Origin of the sequence: Azohydromonas australica DSM 1124 (assembly GCF_000430725.1) — a bacterium.
GTDB classification, from domain to species: domain Bacteria; phylum Pseudomonadota; class Gammaproteobacteria; order Burkholderiales; family Burkholderiaceae_C; genus Azohydromonas; species Azohydromonas australica.
Genome location: NZ_AUMO01000031.1, coordinates 187,505 through 213,871, shown reverse-complemented (window position 1 = coordinate 213,871; position 26,367 = coordinate 187,505). Strand labels below are relative to the sequence as shown.

Below are 26,367 nucleotides of genomic sequence, written 5' to 3'. Positions count from 1 at the left end.
GAATACGGCCCGCCCGGCGGCGGGGCGGCGTCAGGCGGGGGTGGCGTTGAAGCCGGGGCGCGGCACGAGGTCCATGAGCATGGTGTCCATGCCGCCGTCCACGACCAGCTCCGCGCCGTTGAGGTAGGCGCTGCGCGCGCTGGCGAGGAACAGCACGGCGTTGGCGATGTCGATGGGCTCGCCCACGCGGCGGCTGGCGGTGACGGCGGCACGCCTGGCCTCCAAGCCCGGCTCCTCGTAGAACCGGGCCGACAGCGGGGTGCGGATCATGCCGGGGCAGACGGCGTTGCTGCGCAGGCCCAGCGGGCCCCATTCCGCCGCGAGCTGGCGCGACAGCAGCAGCACGCCGGCCTTGCTCGGGCTGTAGGCGCCGCTGCGCGTCTGCGGGTGCAGCGCGGCGATGGAGGCGACGTTGACGATGCTGCCCTGCCCCGCGGCCAGCAGCTGCGGCTGGAAGGCGCGGGCGCACAGCAGCGCGCCGGTGAGGTTCACCGCCAGCACCGCGTTCCACTCCTCCACGCTCACGCTGTCCAGCGCGCCGGCCTTGAGCATCCCGGCGTTGTTGACCAGCACGCCGCAGTCGCCCAGCGCGCGGCGCACCCGCTGCGCGGCCTCGCGCACGCCGGCCTCGCGGCCGACGTCGCATTCCACGGCGACGGCCGTGCCGCCGCCGGCCACGATGTCGCCGGCCACCGCCCCGGCCGCGGCGCCGTTGCGGTCCAGCAGCGCGACGCGGGCGCCGGCGCGCGCCAGCTCCGCGGCGATGGCGGCGCCGATGCCGCTGCCGGCGCCAGTGACGGCGCAGACCCGGCCTTCCAGCGCCAGCCAGGAGGTTCCGGAGGGTTGCGTGCTCATGTCTGTCTCCTAAGTATCTCGGTGTCAGTACCGGACAATTGCGCCTGGCTTAATGGCAAACCCGAAGGCACCTGAAGCCGACCAAAGCCCGAATGGTCCAGTGCCTCCGCATCACCAAGCACAATTTGTCCTTGCACATCAACGCGAAGGCAATTCGCGATGGGGTGGACTGTAGGAGCCGCTGCGATTGCTTCCAATCGACAAAGGCTGCAGCGAACCGGACAATTCGTGCATCGCCGGGTTCTCACTGAGCAGGATGACGACGGTTCCCAACTTCGCCCTCTACGGGCACGAGGCGCAGCCGAGCTGGCTGGACATGGTTCACGTGGAGCGCATCCCGGTGCGCTCCAGCCTGTTCGACTGGGAGATCGAGCCGCACGTGCACGACGCGCTGCTGCAGCTGCTGTACGTGGTGGCCGGCGGCGGCGAGGTGTTCGTCGACGAGATGAAATGGACGCTGCACCCGCCCTGCCTGGTCGTGGTGCCAGCCAGCGCGGTGCACGGCTTCCATTTCCGGCCCGATACGGACGGGCACGTCATCACCGCCGCGCAGCGCCCGCTGGAGGCCGCCGTGCAGGCCGTGGCGCCGGAGCTGCTGGGGCAACTGCGCAAGCCGGCGGTGCTGCGGGTGGAGCCCGGGAGCCGCCACGCCGAGGCCCTGCTGCCGCTGTTCGAGGCCATGGAGCGCGAGACGCGCGTGCACGAGGCCGGGCAGATGGCGGTGGGCCTGTCGCTGCTGGTGGCGCTGCTGGTGCAGGTGGCGCGCGTCGGCGCGGCGCAGCCCGCGGGCGAGGACGCGCTGCTGCGCTCGCGCAAGGCGCGGCAGGTGGAGCGCTTCCGCGCGCTGGTGGAGGCGCGCTTTCGCGAGCGCGGCGTGGGCGTGGAGGACTACGCGCGCACGCTGGGCGTCAGCGCGGGCCAGCTCAGCCGCTTGTGCCGCGAGGTGCTGGGCGCGTCGGCGCTGGACGTGCTCAACGCCCGCGTCGTGCACGAGGCGCAGCGCGAGCTGGCCTATTCGCTGCTGAGCGTCAAGCAGGTGGCGGCGGTGCTGGGATTCGAGGACGAGGCCTATTTCGGGCGCTTCTTCAAGAAGCACACGGGGCACCGTCCGACGGAATTTCGGGCCATGGCGCGGCAGCGTCTGGCGGGGGGATGAGAGAAGCTCTCATTTCACACCGCCGGGAGCCGCCCCCTGTGCGCCAGCAGCCATCCGGTTTCACGATGGCCGCAACGCTGGCGTGACTGGCAATGCGGCCCGCTGGAAGGCCTTGGCTGATCAGGCTTGATCAAGCACGGCCAATTGAGACCGCTCCGCCCAAACTGCAATGGCCCGCGAGTCCACGGGCCGGGAAAACAAATAGCCCTGTGCCGCGTCGCACTGATACTGGGCCAGCATGTCACGCACGGCCTCGGTTTCCACACCTTCTGCGACAACGGTCAGGTCGAAACTGTGCGCCAACGCAATGGTGCTGCGCACTATTTTCTCGTTGGCCGCATCACTGTCCATGTTGACGACAAAGGAAAGGTCGATCTTCAGCACATGCACCGGCAGCAGCTTGAGGTAAGCCAGTGAGGCGAAACCTGTGCCGAAATCATCTATGGCCAACCTCACGCCCATGTCCCGGATGGAAGCCAAGCGAGGGATGATCAATTCGGGACTGCGCATCACTGCGGACTCGGTGATCTCCAGCTCAAGCAGAGACGCCGGGATATCGAACTCCGCCAAGAAGCGTTTCAAGTCCGGCACAAAGTCCGCACTGAGGAGGTTGTTGGCACTGACGTTGACAGCCACCGGGACGCGCACGCCATGCTGTATCCAGTGCTGCTGCGCCTGGAGGGCACGTCGTATCACGAGACTGGTGAACGGATGAATCAATTCCGTGGATTCGGCCAGTGGAACAAATTCGGCCGGCGACATGGTCTGCCCACCGGGCCGAATCCAACGCGCCAGCGCTTCGACACCGACCATGGCTCCGTTCTTCAAGCTGACCTTTGGCTGGAACACCAGGGAAAGCTGTCCCTCGCGAATGGCCCTGGCCAGTTCCGTATGCATGGCCAGCCGGGTCAGGGAGAAGCGGTCAAGCTCCGGGCGATAGTGTTCGACAGCATGCACCTCGGATTTTGCCTTGTGCAACGCGATATTGGCACGCCGCACCAGGTCTTTGACGCTGTCCGCGTCCGAGGGAAAGGACGCCACGCCCATGGCCACGGTGATTTCGAGATCCACTTCGCCCACCGGCATGACGTGCCCAATGGCTGCATGAAGGTCGAGCAGGACGCCGTCCCCCAGTTCCGGCAAAAAGGGCAGCTTCAAGCCAAACTCGTCGCCGCCCACACGCGCCACGACGCCGCCAAGCACCTGCACAGGACGGGATATGCGGCGCACGACTTCTTTCAAGACCCGGTCTCCCGCCTCATGGCCCATCGTGTCGTTGATTTCCCTGAACCGATTGATGTCGATCAGCACGACGCTGAAAGGCGGTGCGGCCAAAGATTGAACATCACGCTCCAGCAATTGTGCGAAGGCATCCCGATTAAGCACTCCCGTCAGCGCATCGTGCCGAGCAGCATGCATATACGCATGGGCTTCCTCGAGTTGCACCCGGACCGAGCGGCACAGCATGAACCAGAAAGCCAGTATTCCCGAAATCCCCAGCAGCATCACCAGAAACGGCGCCGCGGCAGCCTTGAACCAGGCTTCGCGTATTTGCGAGACCGATACTCCTACGCCGGCAGAAAAAGGCAGAATATCCGAGCGCGCATGGCTGTACATCGTGAGCTGCCCATCGAGCACATTGCGGGCCTGGAAAAGGACCTGCTTGGTCGTCCACACATGGGGCAAGACCTCGGGATGCACGAATGGGTCGTTCAGAACAAAAACATGCTCCTCGGGCAGGTAGCGGAACAACTGAACGCCATTCATCGAGACCACGCTCATGAAACTGCCCGGCAGCACGCGCAGGCTTGTCATGCTCTGCGTCAACGTCTGGGCGGGGATGAGCGCGAATATCTGGAGTGGCGAGCCCGCCGCATCATGGCCATTGAAAAACAGCGGAAGCAGCCATTCCGAAGTGGCGGGATGCTGCACCATGGGCAATATCATCAGGTCGTCCGCCTTGACTCTCGCATGCGCTCGGTCTGCCGTGGCCACGGATTGCTGCAAGTCCTGTGTCAATTGCTGGCACTGTCGTTCCGACAACGGCACCCCATTCGTGAATAGCGCTTGCAGTCGACCATTCTTCAGAATGCCCAGGACGCCACTCACCGGATCAAATTTGGCAGCCTGCGCCAGAAGGTCACCATACTGTGGCGGTCGCGGTGCGGCCTGCAGTTCATTTTCAATGCCACGCAGGCTGAATTCTGCCTGCCGGAGTGCCGTGGTCATCGAGCTTTCCACGGCCACGGACAGGCTCATGAGGTGCTGCTCCGTACTGCTCCAGACAGTGCGGCGCTCCTTGTCAATCAGGTAAACGCCTGAGCCAGACAGCAGCGCCACGGCCACCAGCAATAACGCCCTGAGCCGCCGCCCGCCAAACACGGGCATGCAAATATCGGAACGGATGATTGGCTCCATGGAATCCGTGAGCTTCAAGCAGGCACAACAATAGCGCGGTAGCAGTATTGCGCGTTCAGTGCGCTGCCCTGGACGCAGATTTTGTGCAAAATTTCCACATCGCCAGGGATTTGCAGAAGCGAGCGGGCGGTAACCCCACTGCGCACTGGAGGCGACAGCTCAGTTCCCGCTGTGGCTTACCTTGTTGCCTGTGTATTTGAGAATCGCCTTTTCCGCACAAGGGCATCAAAAGCCTTGGCCAAAAATCCAGCCATCCCGGACTCGGAGCAGACTTTGGGGTGGCCACCTTTTTTGCTGGCCGTCGCCATGACGGGACCAAGCCGCCCCATTGCTTTTTCCATATTTCGCCAACGCCGCTGGCGTCCGGGCCATCCCATGGCGTCATTTGCATGCCTGTGACGGCTGTATCGAAACGCCCCGCATCCAGCCATTCCCAAGCCTCGGCGCCATTTCGCGAGCGCGGCGGCCAACGCGGGTTCGCTGGGCGTCAAGCCGGTGGCGGCACTGCTGAATTCGAGGATGAGGCCTGTTCCGTGGGCTTCCTCGAGAAGCACACGGGCCACCGGCCGGCGCCATTCCGGGCCATGGCACGACAGCTGCCGGTGGCGGGGTGAAGGCAGTCAGGCGCCGCGGCCCGGCCAGCGGGCCCTGCGCTCAAGCCTGCCTCACAGCTCCCGCATCAGCTTCTGCACCTCTTCCTGGCGCTTGAAGTCCTTGCCCATCTGCGCCAGGGCGTCGAGTTCGGTGCGGGCCTGGGTGCGCTGGCCGGCGTCGATGTACAGGCGTGCCAGGCCCAGGCGCCAGCTTGGGTTCTGGTCCATCGCGATGACCTTCTTCTGCATCTCGATGGCGCGGTCGAACTGCTTGTTGGCCGCCAGCGCCACCGCCAGCGTGTCCATGAACGCCGGCGTGTCCGGGCGCAGCTTGTTGGCCTTCTCGGCCAGCTCCACCGCCGTGGGCTTCTTGAGCTGCACGTGCACCCACGCCAGGTTGTTGAGCATCACCGGGTCGTCGGCGCGCAGCTTCAGCGCGTCGTTGAGCTGGCTCTCGGCCACGGCGAAGTCGCGCTGCGCGATCGCCACCTCGCTGAGGTGGAACAGGAAGCCCGCGTCCTTGGCGTGCTCGGCCATCCACTTGCTGGCGAAGCCCGCGGCGCCGGCCTTGTCCTCCTGGCTCACCAGGGCGCTGTGCACCTTCACGGCGAGGTTGGTGCTGGTGGGCTCCTTGGCCAGCGCGGCACGGTAGGCCGCCACGGCCTCGCGCCAGCGGCGCTGCGTGCTCTCGATGTCGCCTTCGAGCAGCAGGCCGGCCACGGCCATGTCCTTGTCCTTCTGCAGCGCGCGCGCCGTGGACAGCGCCGCCGGGCCCTGCCCGGCCGCCAGTTGCGCCGCGGCCAGGCGCTGCGACACCGTGAACTCGCGCGGCGCCAGCGCGCGCGCGCGCTCCAGCGCCGCGATGGCGGCGTCGTAGTTCTTGGCCGCCAGGTGCACGTCGGCCAGCATCATCTGGGCCTGCACCGAGTTGGGCCGCTTGGCCGCCACCTGGCCCAGGCTGCTGATGGACTGGTTGAGGTCGCCGCTGACGGCCTGCACGCGCGCGAGCTCGGCGAGCACGGCCGGGTCGTCGGGCAGCGCGGACACGGCCTCCTGCGCGGCGGTCAGCGCCGCGGAGTTGTTCTTCTGCGCCAGGTGGTGCTCCACCAGCGCCAGGCGCGAGCTGGCTTCCGAAGGATTGGCGCGCACGGCGTCCTCCAGCATCTTCGCCACCTCGGCCGCCGGCGCGCCGGCGGCCTGGCGGATGCGGGCCACGGCCAGCAGCGCGGGCACGTTGCGCCCGTCGGCCTTGAGCGTGGCGTCGAAGCGCTTGCGCGCGGCGTCGAACTGCTTGTCGCGCAGGTCCAGCTCGGCCAGCGCCATGGCGGTCTGCAGGTTGGCCGGCTCCACCTTGGCCGCCTGCTCCAGGCTCTGGCGCGCCTTGTCGGGCTGCTTGAGCGCCATCTGCACGCGTGCGCGCAGCAGCGAGGCCGTGGCCTGCGCGGGCGTCTTCTTCTCCAGCGCGTCGATGGCCGCGAGCGCGGCATCGAACTCGCGCCGGCGCATGCGCTCGTTGACCAGCGCCAGGTCGGCGGTGATGCCCTTGTCGTCGCTGGCGGCCGCGGACTGCAGCGCCTCCATGCCCGCGGCGTCGCCGCGCGCGAGCTGCGCCATCGCCAGGGCCACGCGGGCGCGGCTGTCGGTGGGGTCCGCCGCCGTGGCGCGCTTGAACAGCGCCTCCGCGCGCACGAGGTCGCCCTGCTGCTGGTAGGCCTGCGCCGCCAGCCCCAGCGCCATGGCCGGGGAGTCCTTCTTGTCCTTGTCTTCGAGCAGCGGCTGCAGCGTCACCAGCGCCTTGGCCGGGTCGCCCGAGCGCAGCAGCGTCTGCGCCAGCAGCAGCCGCACGGGCGCGGATTCGGGCATGAGCTGCTGCGCCTTGGTCAGGTACGCGGTGGCCTGCGCCAGCGCGCCGGCCTCGTACTCGATGGCGCCGGCGAGCTGCTGCGCGAAGCCGAAGTTGGGCGCGGCCTTGATCGCCGCCTGCACCGCCTCGCGCGCGGCCTTCACGTCCTTCTTCCGCAAGAGCGACTGCCCCTCCAGCACCTTGGTCTGCGGATGCTCGGGGTACTGGGCCTTGAGCAGCGCAAGCTGCTTGTCCGCCTCCTCGTACTTCTTCTGCCCGTTGAGCATCAGGATGTAGCCGGAGTAGGCCCCCATGATGTCCTTGCGCGCGGCCTGCGCCTGCTGGTAGGCCTTGCCCGCGCCGTCGTAGTCCTCGCCGGCCTGCGCCAGCGCGGCCAGCAGCAGCCAGGCCTCGTGGGACTTGGGATGCTGCTTGAGCAGCTCCTCGACCTGCTGGCGCGCGCCGGCCACGTCCGGTGCCGCTGCGCGAATGCGCACCTGCAACAGCTGCGCCGGCAGGTGCCCGGGATCGAGCTCCAGCGCCGACTTGAGCGCTGCCTCGGCGGGCTCGCGCTGGTTCTGTGCCAGGTGCGCCTGCGCCAGCACCGTCTGCAGCGCGGCCTTGGCCTTGGGCTGCGTCAGCGCCGCCGAGCCGTAGCGCTCCACGACCTGCGCCGCCTTGCCCTGCAGCAGCATCACCCGGGCCATCAGCGGCACGGCCTCGTCCTGCACGCCGCCGAGCTCCAGCGCCTTGCTGGCCTGCACCTCGGCGCCCACCACGTCGCCCTGCTCCAGCAGCGCCACCCCCAGCAGCACGCGCGCCTCGGCCAGGTCGGGCGACTTCTGCAGCGCGTTCTTGAGCTGGATGGTGGCCGCCTTGGGGTCGTTCTGCTCGATGTAGTTGCGGCCTGAAGCGATGAGCTCCTTCGGATCGCCGTCGGAGCCACAGCCCAGCAGCGCAGCGCCGGTCAGCAGGCTCAAGGCAAGAGGAATGGCAAGGCGACGGGGAGTTTTCATTTGAAGGCGAGCGGCGAGCCTCGCAGGCGGCGCCGAATACGGGAAGAAAGACGATTGTCGGGTGCGCCCGCTCCGCGACCGCCCCGGGCAGCGCCAATGAATTCACGACTTCGGCCCGCCGCTGCGCCGCGGGCCCGCACTGCGGGACTTCCGCCACGGAAGGCCCGCGCCGGGAGCGGCAGCATCCTCCGGCGCTCGCGGCAAGCGGATGTCAGGGCCTCGAAAGCCGTCCGCGACCTCCAGCGCACCCGGCGAATGGGAAATAGCGCACGAATTGTTCGAAACGCACTTCAACCGTCCGCTGCAAAGCCGTAAACGAATCAGGCGCGGCGCAAGGCCGTCCCGCTGCCGCCGCCAGGCCGCGCCATGCGCATTGCGCACACCCACCCCAGCCACCCTGTTCCGGAGCGCCATGTCACGCAGCACCGTTCTCATCGCCGACGACAACCCGGAGAACCTCACGGTGCTGGCCGAGCTGCTGTGCGGGCACTACCAGGTGCTCGCGGCCAACTCGGGGGCGCGGGCGCTGGAGCTGGCGACACAGCAGCCCGCGCCCGACCTGATCCTGCTGGACATCATGATGCCCGCCATGAGCGGCTACGAGGTGCTGCAGCGGCTGCGTGCCTCGCCCCAGGCGCACGACGTGCCGGTGATCTTCATCACGGCCATGAACGCGGCGGAGGACGAGCAGCGCGGGCTGGCGCTGGGGGCGGTGGACTACATCACCAAGCCGCTGCACCCGGCCATCGTACTGGCGCGGGTGCACACGCACCTGGAGCTCAAGCACGCGCGCGACCTGCTGCGCCGCGACAACGCCGCGCTGGAAGCCGAGATCGCGCGGCGCATGCACGAGAGCCATGTGGCGCAGGACGTCACCATCCGCGCGCTGGCGCGCCTGGCCGAGACGCGCGACAACGAGACCGGCAACCACATCCTGCGCACGCAGGAGTACGTGCTGACGCTGGCGCGCCGCGCTGCGGCGCTGCCGGGCTTCGCCGGCGAGCTCGACGCCCACAACATCGGGCTCATCGGCAAGTCCGCGCTGCTGCACGACATCGGCAAGGTCGGCATCCCCGACCACATCCTGCTCAAGCCCGGCAAGCTCACCGCCGAGGAGTGGGAGGTGATGAAGACGCACGCCCGGCTCGGCGCCGACGCCATCGCGCGCGCGGTGGCGGACACGCACGAGCCCGTGCCCTTCCTGGCCTACGCGCGCGAGATCGCGCTGCACCACCACGAGCGCTGGGACGGCAGCGGCTACCCCGACGGCCTGGCCGGCGACGCCATCCCGCTGGCGGCGCGGCTGATGGCGCTGGCCGACGTGTTCGACGCCCTGATCTCGCGCCGCGTCTACAAGCCGCCCATGCCCTTCGCGCAGGTGCGCGAGGTGATGGCGCGCGAGCGCGGGCGGCATTTCGACCCGCGGCTGCTGGACTGCCTCATGGACTGCTTCGAGGCCTTCTGCGACATCGCCCGCCGCTATCCGGACGGGCAGGCCTGCGACGCCGCCGGCTGAGGAGCGCGCCATGCCGCACAGCGCCGCGCCCGCCGGCAGCACCGGAGCGCGCCTGACGGCGCTGCGGGTGGCGCTGGGCTACGCCGCCGCGGCCTCGCTGTGGATCCTGGGCTCGGACTGGCTGCTGGGACGGCTGGTGCGCGACCCGGACTGGCTGATGCAGGCCGGCGCCCTCAAGGGCTGGGGCTTCGTGGCCCTGACGGCGCTGCTGCTCTACGCCCTGCTGCGCCGCAACCTGGAGCCGGCGCCGGCCGCCGCCCCAGCCCCGGCGCCGGGGCGGCGCTGGGCCCGCGTGGTGCCGGCGCCGTGGCTGGCCGCGGTGATCGCGGTGCTGACGCTGCTGGCGGTGGTGGCCGATTTCGGGCAGCTGCGCGCCCAGCAGCTGCGCCAGCTCGAAGCGCTGACCGAGCAGCAGAGCCGCCAGGTCGCGACCTGGTTCGCCTCGCACCAGTCGCAGGCGCGCTTCGTGAGCTCCAGCTCCATCTATGCCGGCTTCTACCAGCGCTGGCGCGAGGGCGACGCCCTGGCGATGGAGCGGCTCATGGACCGCCTGGCCGTCATGCGCCAAGCCTTCGGCAACCAGGCCGTGCTGGTGTTCGACCAGCGCGGCGAGGTGCTGGGCATGGAGCCCGCAGGCACCGCCGCACCCGCGCCGGCGCTGCGCCGGCAGGTGCTGCAGGCGCTGGCCACGGGCGACATCGGGCAGTGGACCGGGCGCGACGAGGCCAGCGGCAGCACCTGGATCGACATGGTGGTGCCCGTGCACAGCGGGGGCGGCCCGGCCCAGCTCGCGGTGGTGCTGCGGGTGGCGCTGGACGACGCGCTGCTGCCGATGCTGCGCCACGGGCCCTCAGCCCTGAGCAGCAGCCTCTCGATGCTGGTGCGCCGCGAGGGCGACAGCCTGGTGGGGCTGTTCGGCCAGCAGCCCGTGCCGCTGGACCGCCCGGGCCTGCTGGTTGGCCGCATCCTGTCCGGGGAGCAGCCGCTGGGCCGCACGATCGAGGGCTTGGACTACCGGGGCGTGCCGGTGGCCGGCGTGGTGCGCCTGGTGCCCGGCACAGCGTGGATGCTGGTGGCCCAGGTGGACGCCGCCGAGCTGCGCGCGGAGTCGCTGAAGGACGCGCTGTGGATCGCCGCCACCGGCGCCATCGTGCTGCTGGGCACCATCGTGGGCACGGTCATGCAGCGCGAGCGCCGGGGGCGGGCCCTGGCGCAGGCGCAGCGCGATGCCCAGGAGGAGCGGCTGCGCGCGCTGGCGCTGGTACAGGCCATCGCCGAAGGCTCCGACGACGCCATCTTCGCCAAGGACCTGCAGGGCCGCTACCTGCTGTGCAACCGCGCCGCCAGCCGCGTGCTGGGCAGCGAGCCGCAGGCCATCCTGGGCACCGGCGACGGCGACTACCTGCCGCCGGCGCAGGCCGCGGCGGTGCGCGCCAACGACGCGCAGGTCATGGCGGAGGGCCGCGTGCGCACCTACGAGGAGGTGATCGGCCACGGCGGCACGGACTTCACCTTCCTGGCCACCAAGGGGCCGCTGCGCGACGACGAGGGGCACGTCATCGGCATGTTCGGCATCTCGCGCGACATCACCGAGCGCAAGCACGCGGAGCTGGCGCTGCGCGACGCGACGGCGTTGGTGCAGGCGGTCACGGACTCGGTGCTGGACCACATGGCGGTGCTCGACCAGGCCGGGACCATCGTCAAGGTCAACGCGGCCTGGAAGCGCTTCGCCGCCGAGAACGGCTTCTGCGTCCAGGAGGGCGTGCCCCATGACGGCCTGGGCATGAGTTACCTGGCGATCTTCGGCACGGCACGGGGAGCGGACGGCGGCGAGGCCGCGCACGTGGCCCAGGGCATCGCTGCGGTGCTGTCGGGCCGGGAAACGTCCTTCTCGTACGAATACGCCTCCCACTCGCCGCAGCGCCAGCGCTGGTTCCACATGACCGTCACGCCGCTGCGCACGCACGCCGGCGGCGCAGTGGTGGTGCACAGCGACATCACCGAGCGCCACCTGGCGCAGGAGCAGCTGCGCAAGCTGTCGCTGGCCGTGGCGCAAAGCCCCATCGGCATCGCCATCCGCGACACCACGGGCCGCATCGAGTACGTCAACGACGCCTTCACGCGCATCAGCGGCTACAGCCGGGAGGAACTGCTGGGGCCGCAGATCTTCCTGATGCGGGGCGCGCTGGCGCCGACGTCCCAGGAAGGCCGGCTGTGGCGCACGCTGCAGCGCGGCCAGCCCTGGTCCGGCGAGTTCCGCGGCCGGCGCAAGGACGGCGAGCCCTGCGACGTGTTCGTGCATGCCGCGCCGATCCGCCAGGACGACGGGCGCATCACGCACCACCTCTGGATCGGCGAGGACGTGACCGAGAAAAAGCGCATCGGCGCCGAGCTCGACCACCACCGCCACCGGCTGCAGGAGCTGGTGCAGGAGCGCACCCAGCAGCTGCAGCAGGCCAACGCCGAGCTGCTGCTCGCGCGCGACCGGGCCGACGCCGCCAGCCGGGCCAAGAGCGCGTTCCTGGCCAACATGAGCCACGAGATCCGCACGCCGCTCAACGCCATCCTGGGCCTGACGCACCTGATGCGCCGCGACGTCCGCGACACCGTGACGGTGGAGCGGCTGGGGCGGGTCGGCAACGCGGCCACGCTGCTGCTGCAGGTGGTCAACGACGTGCTGGACCTCTCCAAGATCGAGGCCGGCCGCGTGGAGCTGGAGGAGGCCGACTTCTCGCTGCGCGCGCTGCTGGCGGGCAGCCAGGCGCTGGTGGCGGAGCAGGCGCACGCCAAGCAGCTGCGGCTGGCGCTGGACCCGGGCGACGTGCCCGATGCGCTGCACGGCGACCCGACGCGGCTGTCGCAGGCACTGCTGAACCTGCTGAGCAACGCGGTGAAGTTCACCGAGCGCGGCGAGGTGCAGGTGCGCGCCGAGGTGCTGGAGCGCGGCGAGCGCGGCCTGCGGCTGGGGCTGAGCGTGCGCGACACGGGCATCGGCATCGCGCCGGACAAGCTGGATCAGGTCTTCGGCGCCTTCGTGCAGGAGGACGCCTCGACCACGCGGCGCTTCGGCGGCTCCGGGCTGGGGCTGGCGATCACGCAGCGCCTGGCAGGGCTGATGGGCGGCCGGGTGGAGGTGCACAGCGAGCTGGGCGTGGGCAGCGAGTTCCGCTTCAGCGCCTGGGTGCGCGAGAGCCAGGCGCCGCAGGCCGCCGGTGCCGCAGCCGTGCTGTCCGACGTGCAGTCCGAGGCCGACGCGCTGCGCCGGCGCTGCGGCGGCGCCCGCGTGCTGCTGGTGGAGGACAACCCGGTGAGCCAGGGCGTGGTGCTGGAGCTGCTGGGCTGGGCCGGCTTGAAGGTGGACCTGGCGCGCGACGGCCGCCAGGCCCTGGACGCCGTGCAGGCACGCGGGTACGACGCGCTGCTGATGGACCTGCAGATGCCGGTGATGGACGGGCTGGAGGCCACGCGGCGCATCCGCGCCCTGGCGGACGGCCGGGGGCGCATGCCCATCCTGGCCATGACGGCCGATGCCTTCGCCGAGGACCGCGCGCGCTGCCTGGGCGCGGGCATGGACGACCACGTGCCCAAGCCGGTGGAGCCGGCACGGCTGTTCGCCACGCTGCGGCGCTGGCTGCCCGCGCGCGAGCCGGACGCCGGCAGCGGCGCACCGCCGGCCCTGCCCGCCCCGGCGCCGGACGGGGCCGCGCCGCTACCGGCCATCGCGGGCCTGGACGCGGCGCGGGCGCTGCGCTACCTCGGCGGCCAGCCCGCGCTGTACCGGCGCGTGCTGAGCCAGTTCCTGGAGCACTACGGCAACGGCGCGGTGGACGAGGCGCGCGCGCGGCTGGCCGCCGGCGACACGGCCGCGCTGGCGGCGCTGGTGCACGCGCTGCGCGGCTCGGCCCAGCCCATCGGCGCCGAGGCGCTGGCGCAGAGCGCGCGGGCGCTGGAGCGGGCACTGGCCGACGGCACGTCGGCGCAGGCCCTGGCGGTGGCGGCCGAAGGGGTGCTGGACGAGCTGCGGGCGCTGCTGGAGGGCATCCGGCAGGCACTGGCGCCGGCGCCGGCGCCGGCGGCCGGGCCCGAAGCCGGTCTGGCCGCCCCGGCCATCGCGGTCGAGCCCGGGCAGCTGCGGGAGCTGGTGCGGCTGCTGGGCGCGGGCAACTACGCGGCCGTGGCGCGCTGGCGCGATCTGGCCCCCGCGCTGCGCCTGCACCACCCCGCCGCCGCGGACGACATCGAGGCGCGGCTGCTGGCCTTCGACTTCGAGGAGGCGCTGGCGCTGTTGGAGGAGCTGGTGCGGGAGGACGCGCCCGAGGCCACGCTCACTCCACCCTGAGCGCGACCTTCCCGAACTGCGCCCCCGCCTCCAGCCGGTCCAGCGCGGCGTGCAGCTCGTCCAGTGCCCAGGTGGAGTCGATCACGGGCCGGATCGCGCCGCCGGCGCAGGCGCGCAGCAGCGCGTCCATCTCGTGCAGGTCGCCCAGCGTGGAGCCCAGGATCTGCAGCTGGCGGATGAACACCCGGCGCAGGTCCGCCGGCGGCTGGTCGCCGCTGGTGGCGCCGCAGGTGACGATGCGCCCGCCGCGCACCACCGCGCGCAGCGCGCTGCCCCACACCGCCGCGCCCACGTTCTCGATCACCACGTCCACGCCGCGCCCGCCCGTGAGCGCGAGCACCGCCTTGGCCACGTCCTGGCGCGCGCCGTTGACGGCATGGTCGGCGCCCAGCGCCAGCGCGCGCTCCAGCTTGGCGTCGTCGCGCGAGGTGACGATGGCCTTGGCGCCCGTCCACTTGGCCAGCTGCAGCGCCGCCAGCGACACGCCACCGCCGATGCCGAAGATCAGCACCGTCTCCCACGGCTTCAGTTGCGCCTTGCTGAACAGCATGCGCCACGCGGTGAGGTGGTTCACGCCCAGCGCGGCGGCCTCCTCGAAAGTGAAGCCCTCGGGCATCGGGAACACGTTGCGCGCGGGCAGGCTGACGTATTGCGCCAGCGTGCCGTCGCGGTGCTCGCCCAGGTAGGAGACGCCGGGGCACAGCACGCCCTCGCCGCGGGCGCAGAACTCGCAGCGTCCGCAACTGATGCCCGGGTGCAGCAGCACGCGCTGGCCGACCTGCAGCAGCGTCTCGCCGTCGTCCACCGCCTCCACCGTGCCGGCGCCGTCGATGCCCATGATCTGCGGCAGCCGGTGCGTGATGCCCGCGCCGCTGTCGCGCATGTACAGGTCCACGCGGTTGAGCGTGGCGGCGCGCACGCGCACCAGCACCTCGCCCGGCGCGCGCGTCGGCAGTGGCCGCTCGCCGATGGCCACCACCTCGTTGCCGCCGTGGCCGGTGATGAACGCGGCCTTCATCGTCTGCGTCATGTCTGCTCCTCCATCCTTTCCACCACGCAGGCATGCAGCTCCTGCGGGCGGCCGAGGTGGTAGCCCTGGACCTGGTCCACGCCCACGCTGCGCAGCAGCGCCAGCGTCTCCTCGTCCTCGACCATCTCGGCCACGGTGACCTTGCCGAGCCCCTTGGCCACGTCCACGATGGCGCGCACGAACACCAGGTCGTCGCGGTCGCGCGCCAGGTTGCGCACGAACAGGCCGTCGATCTTGAGCACGTCCGCGGGCAGGTGCTTCAGGTAAGCGAAGGAGGCGAAGCCGCTGCCGAAGTCGTCCAGGCACACGCGGCAGCCCATGGCGTGCAACTGCCCGATCAGGCGCTGCGCGTCGCGCAGGTCGCCCACCGCCGCGGTCTCGGTCAGCTCCACCAGCAGCCGGTGCGGCGCCACGCCGTGGCGGCGCAGCTCGCGGTCGATGTGGCGCGGCAGCGCCGGGTCCTCGAAGGAGCGCCCGGAGATGTTCACCGCCACCGCCGGCAGGCTCGGCACCGCCGCCAGCGCCGCGACGGCGCGGCTGAGCACCCAGCGGTCGATCTCGCGGATCAGCCCGCTGCGCTCGGCATGCGCGATGAACTGGCCCGGCGTGATCAGCCGCGCCGGGTCGGCGTCGTCGCGCAGGCGCAGCAGCAGCTCGTAGTGCTGCAGCGAGCCGTCGCGCGCGTCGTAGATGCCCTGGAACAGCGGCACGAAGCGGTCCTGGTCCAGCGCGCGGCGCAGCCGCTCGTTCCAGCCGATGCGCGCAAGCTTCTCGTCCGTGACGTCGCGCTCGCGGTCGTAGACCTGCCAGCCGTTGCGGCCCGCCTCCTTGGCCTGGTACATGGCGGCGTCGGCGCGCGCCACCAGCTCCTCGGGGTTGTCGGCGTGTTCGGGGAACAGCGCGATGCCCAGGCTGGAGGTCAGCCGCAGGCTCTGGCCGCGGAAGGCCACCGGCAGCCGCGCGACGGCCTGCACCACCCGCTGGCACAGCGCGCGCAGCATCTCCGGCCCTTCGGGCTCGCAGATCAGCGCGAACTCGTCGCCGCCCAGCCGCGCGAAGAACTCGCTGCGCCGCACCAGCGCGCCCACCTCGGCCGCGATCTGGATCAGCACCTTGTCGCCGGCCTGGTGGCCGAAGCGGTCGTTGACGAGCTTGAACTCGTCCAGGTCGAACATCAGCAGCGCCACCTGCGTGCCCTGCCGCCCGGCGTGCGCCAGCCGCCGCTGCAGCTCGTGCTGGAACGAGCGGCGGTTGTAGAGGCCCGTGAGCGGGTCGCGCTCGGCCAGGTAGACCAGCTGCTGCGAGGTGCGGCGCTCCACCGTGACGTCGTTGAGGATCCACAGCCGCCCGATGGGCTGGCCGTCCTCGTTGCACACCGGGTGCGCCGTGCGCGTGAGCACCGTGCCGTCGCTCAGCGGCAGCTCCTGGGTGTTGACGCGGCCCTCGCCGCTGGCGAAGCAGTCGTCGGAGACGCCGCGCACCGCGGCCAGCGCCGCCAGCGCCTGCACCGCGTGGCCGTCGAGCTCGGCGTCGGCGTCGATGCCCAGCAGCCGGCACAGCGCGGGGTTGTGGTAGACGATGCGGTCCTGCTCGTCCACGAACAGGATGCCGATGGTCATGGCCGACAGCAGCGCCGACAGCCGCGCGTGCTCCGCGCGCGACTGCGCCAGGTAGCACTCCTGCAGCGCGTGCGCCTCCTGCAGCGCCTGCATGCGCTCGGCGATGGCCGCGGCCATGGTGTTGAACGCGCGCGTGAGCGTGCCCACCTCGTCGCGGCTGCTCACGCGCAGCCGCACGTCGAAGCTGCCCTCGGCGATGCGCTGCGCCGCGCCGGTGAGCCGCTTGAGCGGGCGCGTGAGCCAGCGCCCCACCACCACCAGCAGGCCCAGCGAGCCCAGGATCGCCCCCGTGCCGATGGCCACGTTCTGCGCCACCAGCTGCCGCGCCGTGTCGCGCAGCGCCTGCAGCGCGATGCCGAAGTGCAGCCGCCCGTAGCTCTGTCCGGCCAGCTCGATGGGCATCTCCACGTCGAAGAAGCCGTCGGCCAGGTCCAGCCGCAATTCGGTGTCCACCGGTGGCAGCCGCCGCGACATGTTCCAGCCCTCGCTGGCGATGGGCTTGCCCTCGCGGTCCAGCAGCACCAGGTAGGACAGCGCCTGCGCGCTGCGGCTCTCGCGCAGGATCTCCTGCAGCGTGACGATGTCCTCCTCCGCCAGCGGCGCGGCCAGCGCGGCGTTGAGCAGCGGCTTGGACTGCTCCACGCGCAGCGCGGCCTGCGTGCGCAGCGCCCCGTCCATGAGCTGCGCGCCGCTGAGCACCAGGAGGCCCAGCACCACCGCTTCGAGCAGCACGCAGGCCAGGATGATGCGTGCCGACAGCGAGCCCAGCAGCTCCCGCAAACGGCTCAACGCAGAGTCTCCAGCTGTGCCTTGAGGTCGTCCACGTACGGGTCGAGGCTGGCCATGTCGCGCGCGGACACCGGCACCAGCGTGCCGTGGCCCAGCTCCTCCATGAAGTGGCGCCCGGCCTCGGTGCCGTTGGCGAACTCCACCATCAGGCGGCGCAGCGTCTCGACCTCCGGCGCGCGCAGCATCGGGCTGGTGAGATACAGCAGCGGCGTGGTGGTGCTCAGCACCGCCAGCGTGCGCACCGGCGCGGCGGCGGCGGTGCCGATCTGCCGCAGCGCGGTGGAGGAGGTGATGGCGGCCACCGCGTCGCCGCGGCGCATCGCCGCCAGGGAGTTGGCGTGGCTGTTGGTGGGGCGCACCGTCACGTCGCGCCCGGGCACCAGCCCGCGCTCGCGCAGCGCGCGCACCCCCGCCAGCGTCAGCGTGGCCAGCGGATCGGTGGTGGCGATGGTCTGGCCGCGCACGCCCGAGACGTCCTGCAGCGAGCTTTCCTTGAGCGTGACCAGCAGCACCTCCAGCGAGTTCTGCGGGCGCAGCAGCGGCACGTAGCCGGTCTCGTTCTGCGCCATGCGGCCGAAGGCCGGCGAGGTGGCGATCAGGTCGTACTCCCGCTTGGCGGTCTTGTCGAGAAAGGTCAGGTAGTCCGGCGCCGTCACCAGCCGCACCGGGCGCTGCAGCGAGCGCTCCAGGTGCTCCTGCAGCGGCTTGTAGAGCTGCACCAGCGTGCGCGCGCTCAGGTAGGGAACGACGCCCACGGTCAGCGGACGCTCGCCCGCGGCTCGGGCCGCGGGAGCAAGAGCGAGCACGAAGCCCATCAAGAACATCAAAAGGGCGCGCATCGGTATCACCGCCGCTGTGGTTGGAAATGCCCCTGCTCCCCAACCCGGGGTGCGGCGCTCAGCCGCGCATTGTCGCCGCCTCGGAACAGCGGTACCGCTATGGAAACCGGTTACCACGTGATACATGACACGACACGCGTCGCGAGCCGTACGTCGCGGCGGCTTCACGGTGCCCTTCACGTTTCTTTACGCCGACCACACCGCCGGGCAAAGCGCGGTCTTCAATCTGCAGGCTCCCCACTACGACAACCGTGGAGCTTTCCCAGATGAACACGCGAACCGTTTCTGCCCTGCGTTCCCTGCCCGGGCTGCGTGCCCGCGGCGCCGCGCTGGCGTTGGCGCTCGGCCTGGCCGGCGCGGCCGGGCTGGTCACGGCCCAGCCCGCACCCCCACCGCCGGCCGCCTCCGGCGCCATGCCCGGCGGCCCGATGCACATGCACGGCCACCGCCATGGCGGCCCGATGGGCGGCCCCATGGGCGGCCGCTACATGGACCGCATGCTGGAGCGCGTCAACGCCACGGCCGAGCAGCGCACCAAGATCCGCGCCATCTTCGAGGCCGCCGGCAAGGACATGGGCGCCCAGGCCGACACGCGCCGGCAGCTGCACGAGCAGGGCCTGGCGCTGCTGGCCCAGCCCACCATCGACGCCAACGCCGTGGAGAGCCTGCGCCAGCAGATGCTGGCCCAGCACGACCAGGCCTCGCAGCGCTGGTCCAAGGCCATGGTCGAGGCCGCGAACGTGCTGACGCCGCAGCAGCGCGCCCAATTGGCGGACGAAATGCGCAAGCGTGCCGCCGAGCACGACCGTGAGCACGGACCGCGCCGTTGAGGGGTCTATGCTCTCGCGCTCCTTGACAAGCCTGAGCGCCCCTGAAATGCCCCGACTGCTGTTGATCGACGACGACGCCCGACTGAGTGCCATGGTGGCCGACTACCTGCGCGGCGCGGGCTTCGGCGTCGACACCGCACCCACGCTGGCCGAAGGTCGCCGGCGGCTGCTGATGGAAAGCTTCGACGCGCTGGTGCTGGACCTGATGCTGCCCGACGGCGACGGCCTGGACCTCACGCGCGAGCTGCGCGCCGACCCGCGCACGCGGCGGCTGCCGCTGCTGATGCTCACCGCGCGCGGCGAGCCGCTGGACCGCATCGTGGGCCTGGAGCTGGGCGCCGACGACTACCTCTCCAAGCCCTTCGAGCCGCGCGAGCTGCTGGCGCGCGTGAAGGCGCTGCTGCGCCGCGCCGCGCCGGGCGCGCCCGAGGACGAGACGCTGCGCTTCGGCCGGCTGGAGATCGACATGGGCGCGCGCAAGGCACGGCTGGACGGCCGCGAGGTCGACCTCACCGCGCACCAGTTCGAGCTGCTGCGCGTGCTGGCCCAGCATGCCGGGCGCGTGATGACGCGCGACCAGATCATGGACGCGCTCAAGGGCCACGCGCAGGAGGCCTTCGACCGCTCGATCGACGTGCACGTCTCGCGCATCCGCGCCCTGATCGAGGACGACCCGCGCAACCCGCGCCGCGTGCTCACCGTGCGCGGCGTGGGCTACCTGTTCGCGCGGCGGCCGGACGAGGCGGGGCAGGAAGAGGCGCAGTGACGGCCGCGCACCGCGGCGCCGGCGCGCCATGAAGTCGCTGTACCTGCGCGTCTGGCTCACCGTGGTGGCCGTGCTGGCGCTGTTCGCGCTGGGCTCGGGCTGGCTGTTCCAGCACCAGATGGAGCACGAGCGCGGGCGCTTCGACGCCGCCGCCGGCGAGCGCCTGGCCGCCTGGGGCGAGCTGCTGCAGCAGGCGCTGCCGCCGCCCAAGGCCCCCGCGGCGCAGCAGGCCGAGGTGCTGCGCGAGTGGTCCGAGCGGCTGCGCGTGCCGCTGGCGCTGGACGATCCCAAGGGGCAGCGCGTCGGCGAGGCCGAGGCCTTCGCGCGCATCAGCGCCGAGCCGCAGGCGCGGGTGCTGCCCATCAAGCTCGACGACGGCCGCACGCTGTGGCTGGCGCGCCCGCCGCGCGGGCCGGGCGGGCGCCACGGGCCGCCGCTGCCGCCGGCGCCGCCGTGGATCCGCGGCACCGGGCTGGTGGCGGTGCTGGCGCTGCTGTTCATGGCCGTGGCCGCGGGCGCGTACCCGGTGGTGCGGCGCCTGACGCGGCGGCTGGAGGCGCTGCAGGCGGGCGTGGAGCGCTTCGGCAACGGCGCGCTGGCGCACCGTGTGGACGACAGCGGGCGCGACGAGGTCGCGGCGCTGGCGCGCAGCTTCAACCAGGCGGCCGAGCGCACCGAGAAGCTGCTGCGCTCGCACCAGTCGCTGCTGGCCAATGCCAGCCACGAGCTGCGCTCGCCGCTGGCGCGCCTGAAGATGGCCGTCTCGCTCATGGAGACGGCCTCCCCCGGCCAGCAGGCCGGGCTGCAGGCCGAGATCCACGCCAACATCGCCGAGCTCGACGCGCTGGTGGAGGAGGTGCTGCTGTCCAGCCGGCTGGACGTGCGCCCGGACCTGGAACGCCACCCGGTGGACCTGCTGGTGCTGGCGGCCGAGGAAGCCGCGCGCGTGGGCGCGCAGCTGCAGCCCGAGGCCGACGCGGATTTCAGCGTGCAGGGCGAGGAGCGGCTGCTGCGCCGCGCGCTGCGCAACCTGCTGGAGAACGCCCAGCGCTACGGCGGCGACGAGGTGGTGCTGGAGCTGGGCCGCGCCGGCGACGGCCGCGTGCGCGCCGCGGTGTGCGACCGCGGCCCCGGCGTGCCGGCGGAGATGCGCGAGCGCATCTTCGAGCCCTTCTTCCGCCTGCCCGGCCACGCCGAGCTGCAGGGCGGCGTGGGCCTGGGGCTGAGCCTGGTGCGCCAGATCGCGCAGCGCCACGAGGGCAGCGTGCGCTGCGAGCCGCGCGAAGGGGGCGGCAGCTGCTTCGTGCTGGAATTGCCCGCATGTTGAACCAAGCCACCACCACCCTTGCCTTCGACACGCCCGGCCGCGCGCTGCTGGAGATCACGCGCCGCGTGCGCGACTGGACCCAGGCGCAAGGCTTCCAGGAAGGGCTGCTCACGCTGTTCGTGCGCCACACCTCGGCCAGCCTGCTGATCCAGGAGAACGCCGACCCCGAGGTGCAGCGCGACCTGGAGCGCTTCTTCGCCCGCCTGGTGCCCGACGGCGACCCGCTGTTCCGCCACCGCGACGAGGGGCCGGACGACATGCCCGCGCACGTGCGGGGCGCGCTCACCGCCACGCAGCTGTCCATTCCGCTGCTGCAGGGGCGGCTGGCGCTGGGCACCTGGCAGGGCATCTACCTCTGGGAGCACCGCCACCGCGCGCACCGGCGCGAGGTGGCGCTGCACCTGCTGGGGCGCTGAGGCGCCCGGGCGACCTCCCGGGCCGCGCCGGCACCGCGCTTGCCGAAGCCCGCCATCGCATCGTCTTGGGAGATCCGCCATGCCCCAGTGGTTGCAAGCCGGCCTGTGGGGCCTGCTGGCCGGCGGCGCGCTGCTGCTGGGGGCGTGGGTCGGCTACCGCATGCGCATCCCCGCGCGGCTGGTGGCGGCGGTGATGGCCTTCGGCGCCGGGGTGCTGATCTCGGCCCTGTCCTTCGAGCTCATGGACGAGGCCTTCAAGAGCGGCGGGCTGGACTCCACCTCGCTGGGCTTCGTGGGCGGCGCAGCGGTGTACACGGCCGCCAACTACCTCCTGGCCCACCGCGGCGCGCGGCACCGCAAGCGCTCGGGCGACCGTCAACCCTCGGAGCAGGAGCACGAGGGCAGCGGGCTGTCCATCGCGCTGGGCGCGCTGCTGGACGGCATTCCCGAGTCCATCGTCATCGGGCTGAGCCTGCTCAAGGGCGGCGCGGTGAGCACCGTGGCGGTGGCGGCGATCTTCTTGTCGAACCTGCCCGAGGGGCTGTCCAGCGCCGCGGGCATGAAGAAGGCGGGCCGCGGGCCGGGCTACGTGTACGGCGTGTGGGGCGGCATCGCGCTGGCCTCGGGGCTGTCGGCGATCGCGGGCTTCGTGCTCTTCGACGGCAGCTCGCCGGAGGTGGTGGCCGCCACCACCGCCATCGCCGCCGGGGCGATCCTGGCCATGCTGGTGGACACCATGATCCCCGAGGCCTTCGAGCAGGCCCACGACTTCGCCGGGCTCGTCACCGTGGCGGGCTTCCTGGCGGCGTTCGCGCTGAGCAAGTGGGGGCATTGAGGCAGCCGGACCGCCACATCACCCCGCGCCCTCCTCCAGCCCCTCCAGCAGCAGCACCACTTCCGCCGCCGCCGTGTAGTGCAACCCCGGCGTGTCGGCCAGGGTGCGGTCGCGGCTGCCGGAGACGATGACCTGCAGCATGCGCACGTACACCCGGTCCTCCGCTGGCAGGCGCGGGTCCGCGGCCAGCTCCTGCAGCACCGCCTCGGCCTGCGCCCGGTCCCCGGCCCGCAGCGCCTGCCCCACCGCCGCGCCCAGCTGAGCGTTGCCCTCGCCGGCTTCGCCGCCGGCGCGGCGCCAGGCCAGGTAGGCGGACGCAGCCTCGCGCCGGGCCCGCTCGGCGGCCACCCCATCGCCCGCGGCCTGCTCGATGGAACCCAGCAGCGCCCAGCGCGCCCAGGGCTGGGCCGCGCTGCCCACCTTCAGCGCGTCCTTCAACGCCGCCCAGGCCTCGGACCGGGCCGCGTCCAGCCGCCCCAAGCGGCGCAGGCAGTCGGCGGCGTTGGCGCGCAGCAGGCTCAGCACCGCCGGATGGCCGGCGTGCCCGGCGCACTGCGCCCCCTGGCTGAAACAGCCCAGCGCGTCCTCGGCCCGGCCCAGGTGCTCGTCGTACAGCACGCCCAGCTGGTTGAGCGTGAGCGCCTGGCCCAGCGCATCGTGCAGGCGGGTCTGCCGCTCCAGCGCCTCGCGCCAGGCGGCGTCGGCCTGCGCCAGCCGCCCGGCCTTCAGCTGCACGAGCCCCACCTGGTAGCAGACGGCCGCCACGGCGCGCGCGTCGCCGAGCTGCTCGAAGCCGCGGCGCGCGTCGTCCAGCGCCGCCAGCGCCTCGGCCCAGCGCTCCTGCCGCAGGCACAGGTTGCCCAGCTGCCCCTGCCCGATGGCGGCCTGGCGCAAGTCCCCGGCCGCCTGCGCCGACTGGACAAACGACCGGTACGCCTGTGCCGCCTCGTCCAGCCGGTCCAGCTCGCGCAGGCCCTCGGCGCGCTCGGCCCAGCAGGCAGCGGCCAGCCGATGGTCCGAAGGCGCCGCATCCAGCCGCGCACAAGCCTCCTCCAGCAGCGGCAAGCCCTCCGGCGTGCGCTGCAAGGCCCGCGCCGCCCGGGCCCCGAGCAGGCACGCCCGCACCAGCTCCACGCCCGCCTCGGCCCGCGCCCCGGCCCCGCGCACCTGCTCCAGCAGCAGGTGCGCCGCGTCCAGCGCCTCGGCGCCACGGCCAGCGCCCAGCAGCCCCTCGATGCGCACACGCTCGGCACCCAGCCGCGCGGCGTCCCAGGGTCCCGGCGGGGACGGCGACGCCGCCAGCGCCTGGGATGCGGCCGCAGGCCGCGACCGGCCCTGCGCCGCATCGCGCCGCAGGAGCAGCTGCGCCAGCAGCCCCGGCCGCCGCAGCGGGCGCAGCAGCGCGATGAGGAGGTTGGCGACCTCCACCACCTCGGCCGGCGGCGCGCCGCGCTCGACGGCATCGAGCATCGCCAGCCAGTCCGGCAGCGCCAGCAGCGTGAGCGCGGCGGCGCGCGGCGGATGCTCGCGCTGCTGGCGCAGCAGCACGCCGGCGTGCTCGCTCAGGGCCGCGCCCCACAGCGGCAGCAGTGCCTGCCGCTCGGCCTCGTCCAGCCGGGAACGCAGCACCGGCACCAGTGCCGGCAGCAGCAGCACGTGGCCGAAGGCCGCGCGCGTGGCCAGGCCGGCATCGCACAGCGGGCGCACCAGCGCCTCGACCGCCTCCGCCGTCCAGCCCATCACCGACTGCAGCACCTCAGGGTGGAAGCCGCCGTGGAACATGCCGAGCACGGGCACCTGCTCCAGGGCATCCGGCGGCAGCCGCTCCAGGCACAGCTCCAGGCCGGCCAGCATCGGCGCCTCGCCGCCGACGGGGTAGCGCGCCTGCGCGACGGCCAGCTTGCGCAGCACCTGCGCGCACGTGGCCTGCGGCCCCCACAGCAGCAGATGCGGCGGCAGCTCGCCCAGCAGCCACGCATGCCCGCGCGCGGCCTGCACCAGCCCTTCGACGCCTTCGTGCGAGGCGTCCACGACGGCGGCGCCCGCCTCCTTTCGCATCAGGCGCGCCAGCAGCTGCAGCCCCGAATCCGTGTCCAGCCCCTGCAGCTCCAGCCGCTGCCCCGCGTCGTCGAAGGGCGTGGGCAACACGGCGCGGCTGGTCATCAGCAGCCGGGTTCCGGGCTGGCGCAGCAGCCGCCGGCACAGCGACAGGATCGCCCCGGCCTCCTCCTCGGCCGCGTGCGCCAGCACCGCGGGCGGCGCCGCGCCCGGCAGCGCAGAGGGTTGCAGGCTTTCCATCTGGTCCAGCACCAGCAGCGTGGGCGCCTGCGCCAGCACCCGTTCGAGCTCCTGCCGCGCCTGCGTCAGGTCGAAGAAATTGGACAGCTCGAAGCCCGGCACCAGCTGCCGGCCGAAGCGCTCCAGCACGTCGGCGGCGCTGTCGTGGACAGCGACGCTGACGAAGGCGGCCCGGTGCATCCGGCCGCAACGCAGCATCCAGGCCGCGAATTCCGCCGCCAGCGCGGTCTTGCCGACGCCGGCCGGGCCGTTGAGCACGGCATGGCGCCCGGCGTGCAGCAGGCGCTGCAGCGCCAGCAGCTCCGGGCCGCGGCCGACGAAGCCCGCCGCCGGCTCGTCCGGCACCTCGCCCAGCCGCTGCCGCAGCTCGTCGCGCCACGCCTGCAGGCGCCCCGGCGCCACGGGCCCGCGGCACAGCCGCAGCCCGTCGCGCTGCAGGAACAGCGCGGGGACGAACCAGTCGTCCAGCAGCCCCTGCCCGGCCTCACCGGCCGCCCAGGCCTCGCGCTGCAGCGCGGCGCATCCCGCCCGCAGGGCCTCGCGCACCGGATCGCCGTGGCACAGCGCGCCGAAGAAGGTCTCGGCCAGGGCGCGGGCGCTGCGCCCCGGCAGCCCGTGCCGTATCGCCACCACGGCGGGCACCCCGGCCTGCAGCAGCCCGGCCGCCGGCCCGCCCAGGCCAGCCAGGGTGGACCCGGGCGGGGCTTCCAGCCACACCAGCGCGATGCCGTGCTCCCGCAGCCGCGCGCCCAGCGCCGCCACCGGCAGCGCGTGCGCCTGCGGCTGCAGCGGCGACGGGCCCTCCGCCTCCAGGCACAGGGCCTGTGCGCCCGAGGCCGGGTCTTCCACCCAGGCGCCGTCCAGGTGCAGCACCTGCCACGGCCGGCCGGCCAGGCGCGCGCGCTCCAGCTCCGCGCACAGCGCCGCCCACGTGGGCGGCACCAGCACCTGCATCTCCAGCGCGCCGTCCAGGGACTCCACCGCCTGCCCCAGGGCCAGCGCGCCGGCGCGGTGGTCGGTGCGGCTGCCGGCGGGCAGCGGCGGGCGCGCGGCCACGGACAGCACGCGCAGCGCGCTGGCATCAGCAGGCGGGTCCGGCGGCGGCGGCGCGGCGTCGCCATCCCCCAGGCAGCGGCGCACGCTGCCACCGTACGGACCCTGGAACAGCCAGGCGTGGCCGTCGTGCAGCAGCTCCCAGGGCTGGTCCAGGAGCTGCGCGGTGGCCTCGCGCGCGGCGGCCGCTTCGTGCGGCTGGAGTGCTCCCGCTGCGTCGTCGTCCAGCAGGCGAACGCAGAAGCGGCCCACGCGCCAGCCACCGGCCGGCCCCTCGCCGCGCGGCAGCGCCTCGGCCAGCCGCTGGGCCGGCCAGGCGGCCTGATGCAGCCGCCGGCCCCAGGCCTGCAGCGCGGCCTCCACGGCCTCGGCGCGCTGCCGGGCCAGCGGATCGGGCCAGACCGGAAAGCGGCGCAGGTACCAGTCCAGCGATTCGGCGTCGAAGCCTTCCGGCACCAGCAGGCGCCACGGCTCGGAGGCCTGCGCGACGCCGCCGCCGTCCGCCGCGCTGCGCAGCAGCCGCGCCCGCGCGCTCGCCCGCCGGGCGCCGTCCACCATCTCCATGCGCGGCGCCGAGAGCTCCAGGACCAGCTCCTCCAGCCCCCCGGCCAGCCGCGACGCACCGGAAATCCCGTTGCCTGCTGCTTGTTCCTCTGTGGTCATGACCAACCCGTATCGCGTGAACCTTCGCCTGCAACCCGGGCCGCCGCAGCGCCTGCCGCGCGATCTCACCCCCGGGAACAGCCCGAGCCACTATGCCCGAGGCCACGCGCCACCTGCATTCGCGGGGGTGCAGGCACGCCGGCTGCACCCAGGCGGCAGGACGAAA

The 26,367-nt window shown here is 72.4% G+C and carries 15 protein-coding genes; 8 read left to right on the top strand and 7 right to left on the bottom strand.

Features of this window, described 5'->3' with window-relative positions; all coding sequences use genetic code 11:
• Positions 1–30: 30 nt before the first annotated feature.
• Positions 31–855 (bottom strand): SDR family NAD(P)-dependent oxidoreductase, encoded by an 825-nt coding sequence (locus H537_RS0103860; RefSeq protein WP_028996833.1) that lies wholly within the window; start codon positions 853–855, stop codon positions 31–33.
• A 256-nt stretch (positions 856–1,111) separates the two neighbouring features.
• On the opposite strand from H537_RS0103860, the gene H537_RS0103855 reads away from it, so the two are divergent.
• Positions 1,112–2,011 (top strand): helix-turn-helix domain-containing protein, encoded by a 900-nt coding sequence (locus H537_RS0103855; protein WP_043458135.1) that lies wholly within the window; start codon positions 1,112–1,114, stop codon positions 2,009–2,011.
• A gap of 120 nt (positions 2,012–2,131) precedes the next feature.
• Here H537_RS0103855 and H537_RS48855 read toward each other — a convergent pair whose 3' ends face one another.
• Together H537_RS48855 and prsT are read right to left on the bottom strand one after the other, a co-directional pair.
• Complete coding sequence (locus tag H537_RS48855; RefSeq protein ID WP_051241737.1) at positions 2,132–4,429, bottom strand: putative bifunctional diguanylate cyclase/phosphodiesterase; 2,298 nt, start codon at positions 4,427–4,429, stop codon at positions 2,132–2,134.
• A gap of 665 nt (positions 4,430–5,094) precedes the next feature.
• Positions 5,095–7,845 (bottom strand): XrtA/PEP-CTERM system TPR-repeat protein PrsT, encoded by a 2,751-nt coding sequence (gene prsT / locus H537_RS0103845; protein WP_051241734.1) that lies wholly within the window; start codon positions 7,843–7,845, stop codon positions 5,095–5,097.
• A gap of 448 nt (positions 7,846–8,293) precedes the next feature.
• Here prsT and H537_RS0103840 point away from each other — a divergent pair, with 448 nt between their 5' ends.
• Both H537_RS0103840 and H537_RS56445 read left to right on the top strand, forming a co-directional pair.
• Positions 8,294–9,397 carry an HD-GYP domain-containing protein gene (locus H537_RS0103840; protein WP_028996830.1) on the top strand — a complete coding sequence of 368 codons (1,104 nt, stop codon included), beginning with the start codon at positions 8,294–8,296 and terminating at the stop codon, positions 9,395–9,397.
• Positions 9,398–9,407: 10 nt separating this feature from the next.
• Positions 9,408–13,736 (top strand): PAS domain-containing protein, encoded by a 4,329-nt coding sequence (locus tag H537_RS56445; protein ID WP_051241731.1) that lies wholly within the window; start codon positions 9,408–9,410, stop codon positions 13,734–13,736.
• Here the strand turns inward: H537_RS56445 and H537_RS0103830 are convergent.
• Genes H537_RS0103830 through H537_RS0103820 form a run of 3 tightly spaced genes read right to left on the bottom strand, consistent with a single transcriptional unit; the run spans position 13,723 to position 18,013 of the window.
• Entirely contained in the window at positions 13,723–14,766 is a 1,044-nt protein-coding gene (locus H537_RS0103830; protein ID WP_238446596.1) for a zinc-binding dehydrogenase, read from the bottom strand. The genes H537_RS56445 and H537_RS0103830 overlap by 14 nt on opposite strands.
• Positions 14,763–17,174, bottom strand: a complete 2,412-nt coding sequence (locus tag H537_RS41050; protein ID WP_064735904.1) for an EAL domain-containing protein — start codon at positions 17,172–17,174, stop codon at positions 14,763–14,765. Before H537_RS41050 ends, H537_RS0103830 begins: the two co-directional genes overlap by 4 nt.
• Positions 17,171–18,013, bottom strand: a complete 843-nt coding sequence (locus H537_RS0103820) for a phosphate/phosphite/phosphonate ABC transporter substrate-binding protein (protein ID WP_028996828.1) — start codon at positions 18,011–18,013, stop codon at positions 17,171–17,173. Before H537_RS0103820 ends, H537_RS41050 begins: the two co-directional genes overlap by 4 nt.
• Positions 18,014–18,279: 266 nt before the next feature.
• On the opposite strand from H537_RS0103820, the gene H537_RS41045 reads away from it, so the two are divergent.
• From H537_RS41045 to H537_RS0103795, 5 genes are all read left to right on the top strand, one after another.
• On the top strand, positions 18,280–18,843 hold the full coding sequence (locus H537_RS41045; protein ID WP_051241727.1) for a Spy/CpxP family protein refolding chaperone: 564 nt from the start codon (positions 18,280–18,282) through the stop codon (positions 18,841–18,843).
• A 46-nt stretch (positions 18,844–18,889) separates the two neighbouring features.
• Positions 18,890–19,609, top strand: a complete 720-nt coding sequence (locus H537_RS0103810) for a winged helix-turn-helix domain-containing protein (RefSeq protein ID WP_043458132.1) — start codon at positions 18,890–18,892, stop codon at positions 19,607–19,609.
• A gap of 28 nt (positions 19,610–19,637) precedes the next feature.
• Complete coding sequence (locus H537_RS0103805; RefSeq protein ID WP_028996826.1) at positions 19,638–20,936, top strand: HAMP domain-containing sensor histidine kinase; 1,299 nt, start codon at positions 19,638–19,640, stop codon at positions 20,934–20,936.
• On the top strand, positions 20,933–21,352 hold the full coding sequence (locus H537_RS0103800; protein WP_028996825.1) for a secondary thiamine-phosphate synthase enzyme YjbQ: 420 nt from the start codon (positions 20,933–20,935) through the stop codon (positions 21,350–21,352). The genes H537_RS0103805 and H537_RS0103800 overlap by 4 nt, the downstream gene beginning before the upstream one ends.
• Positions 21,353–21,431: 79 nt before the next feature.
• On the top strand, positions 21,432–22,187 hold the full coding sequence (locus H537_RS0103795) for a ZIP family metal transporter (RefSeq protein ID WP_028996824.1): 756 nt from the start codon (positions 21,432–21,434) through the stop codon (positions 22,185–22,187).
• Between the two features lie 18 nt (positions 22,188–22,205).
• On the opposite strand, the gene H537_RS0103790 is transcribed toward H537_RS0103795, so the two are convergent.
• The gene (locus H537_RS0103790; RefSeq protein ID WP_028996823.1) at positions 22,206–26,201 is read right to left on the bottom strand and encodes an ATP-binding protein; all 3,996 of its coding nucleotides are present in this window, start codon (positions 26,199–26,201) and stop codon (positions 22,206–22,208) included.
• Positions 26,202–26,367 lie beyond the last annotated feature (166 nt).

Coding starts and splice junctions, on each gene's coding strand:
- H537_RS0103860 (WP_028996833.1), bottom strand. CDS start 855: ATGAGCACGCAACCCTCCGGAACCTCCTGGCTGGCGCTGGAAGGCCGG.
- H537_RS0103855 (WP_043458135.1), top strand. CDS start 1,112: ATGACGACGGTTCCCAACTTCGCCCTCTACGGGCACGAGGCGCAGCCG.
- H537_RS48855 (WP_051241737.1), bottom strand. CDS start 4,429: ATGGAGCCAATCATCCGTTCCGATATTTGCATGCCCGTGTTTGGCGGG.
- H537_RS0103840 (WP_028996830.1), top strand. CDS start 8,294: ATGTCACGCAGCACCGTTCTCATCGCCGACGACAACCCGGAGAACCTC.
- H537_RS56445 (WP_051241731.1), top strand. CDS start 9,408: ATGCCGCACAGCGCCGCGCCCGCCGGCAGCACCGGAGCGCGCCTGACG.
- H537_RS0103830 (WP_238446596.1), bottom strand. CDS start 14,766: ATGACGCAGACGATGAAGGCCGCGTTCATCACCGGCCACGGCGGCAAC.
- H537_RS0103820 (WP_028996828.1), bottom strand. CDS start 18,013: ATGCGCGCCCTTTTGATGTTCTTGATGGGCTTCGTGCTCGCTCTTGCT.
- H537_RS41045 (WP_051241727.1), top strand. CDS start 18,280: ATGAACACGCGAACCGTTTCTGCCCTGCGTTCCCTGCCCGGGCTGCGT.
- H537_RS0103810 (WP_043458132.1), top strand. CDS start 18,890: ATGCCCCGACTGCTGTTGATCGACGACGACGCCCGACTGAGTGCCATG.
- H537_RS0103805 (WP_028996826.1), top strand. CDS start 19,638: ATGAAGTCGCTGTACCTGCGCGTCTGGCTCACCGTGGTGGCCGTGCTG.
- H537_RS0103795 (WP_028996824.1), top strand. CDS start 21,432: ATGCCCCAGTGGTTGCAAGCCGGCCTGTGGGGCCTGCTGGCCGGCGGC.
- H537_RS0103790 (WP_028996823.1), bottom strand. CDS start 26,201: ATGACCACAGAGGAACAAGCAGCAGGCAACGGGATTTCCGGTGCGTCG.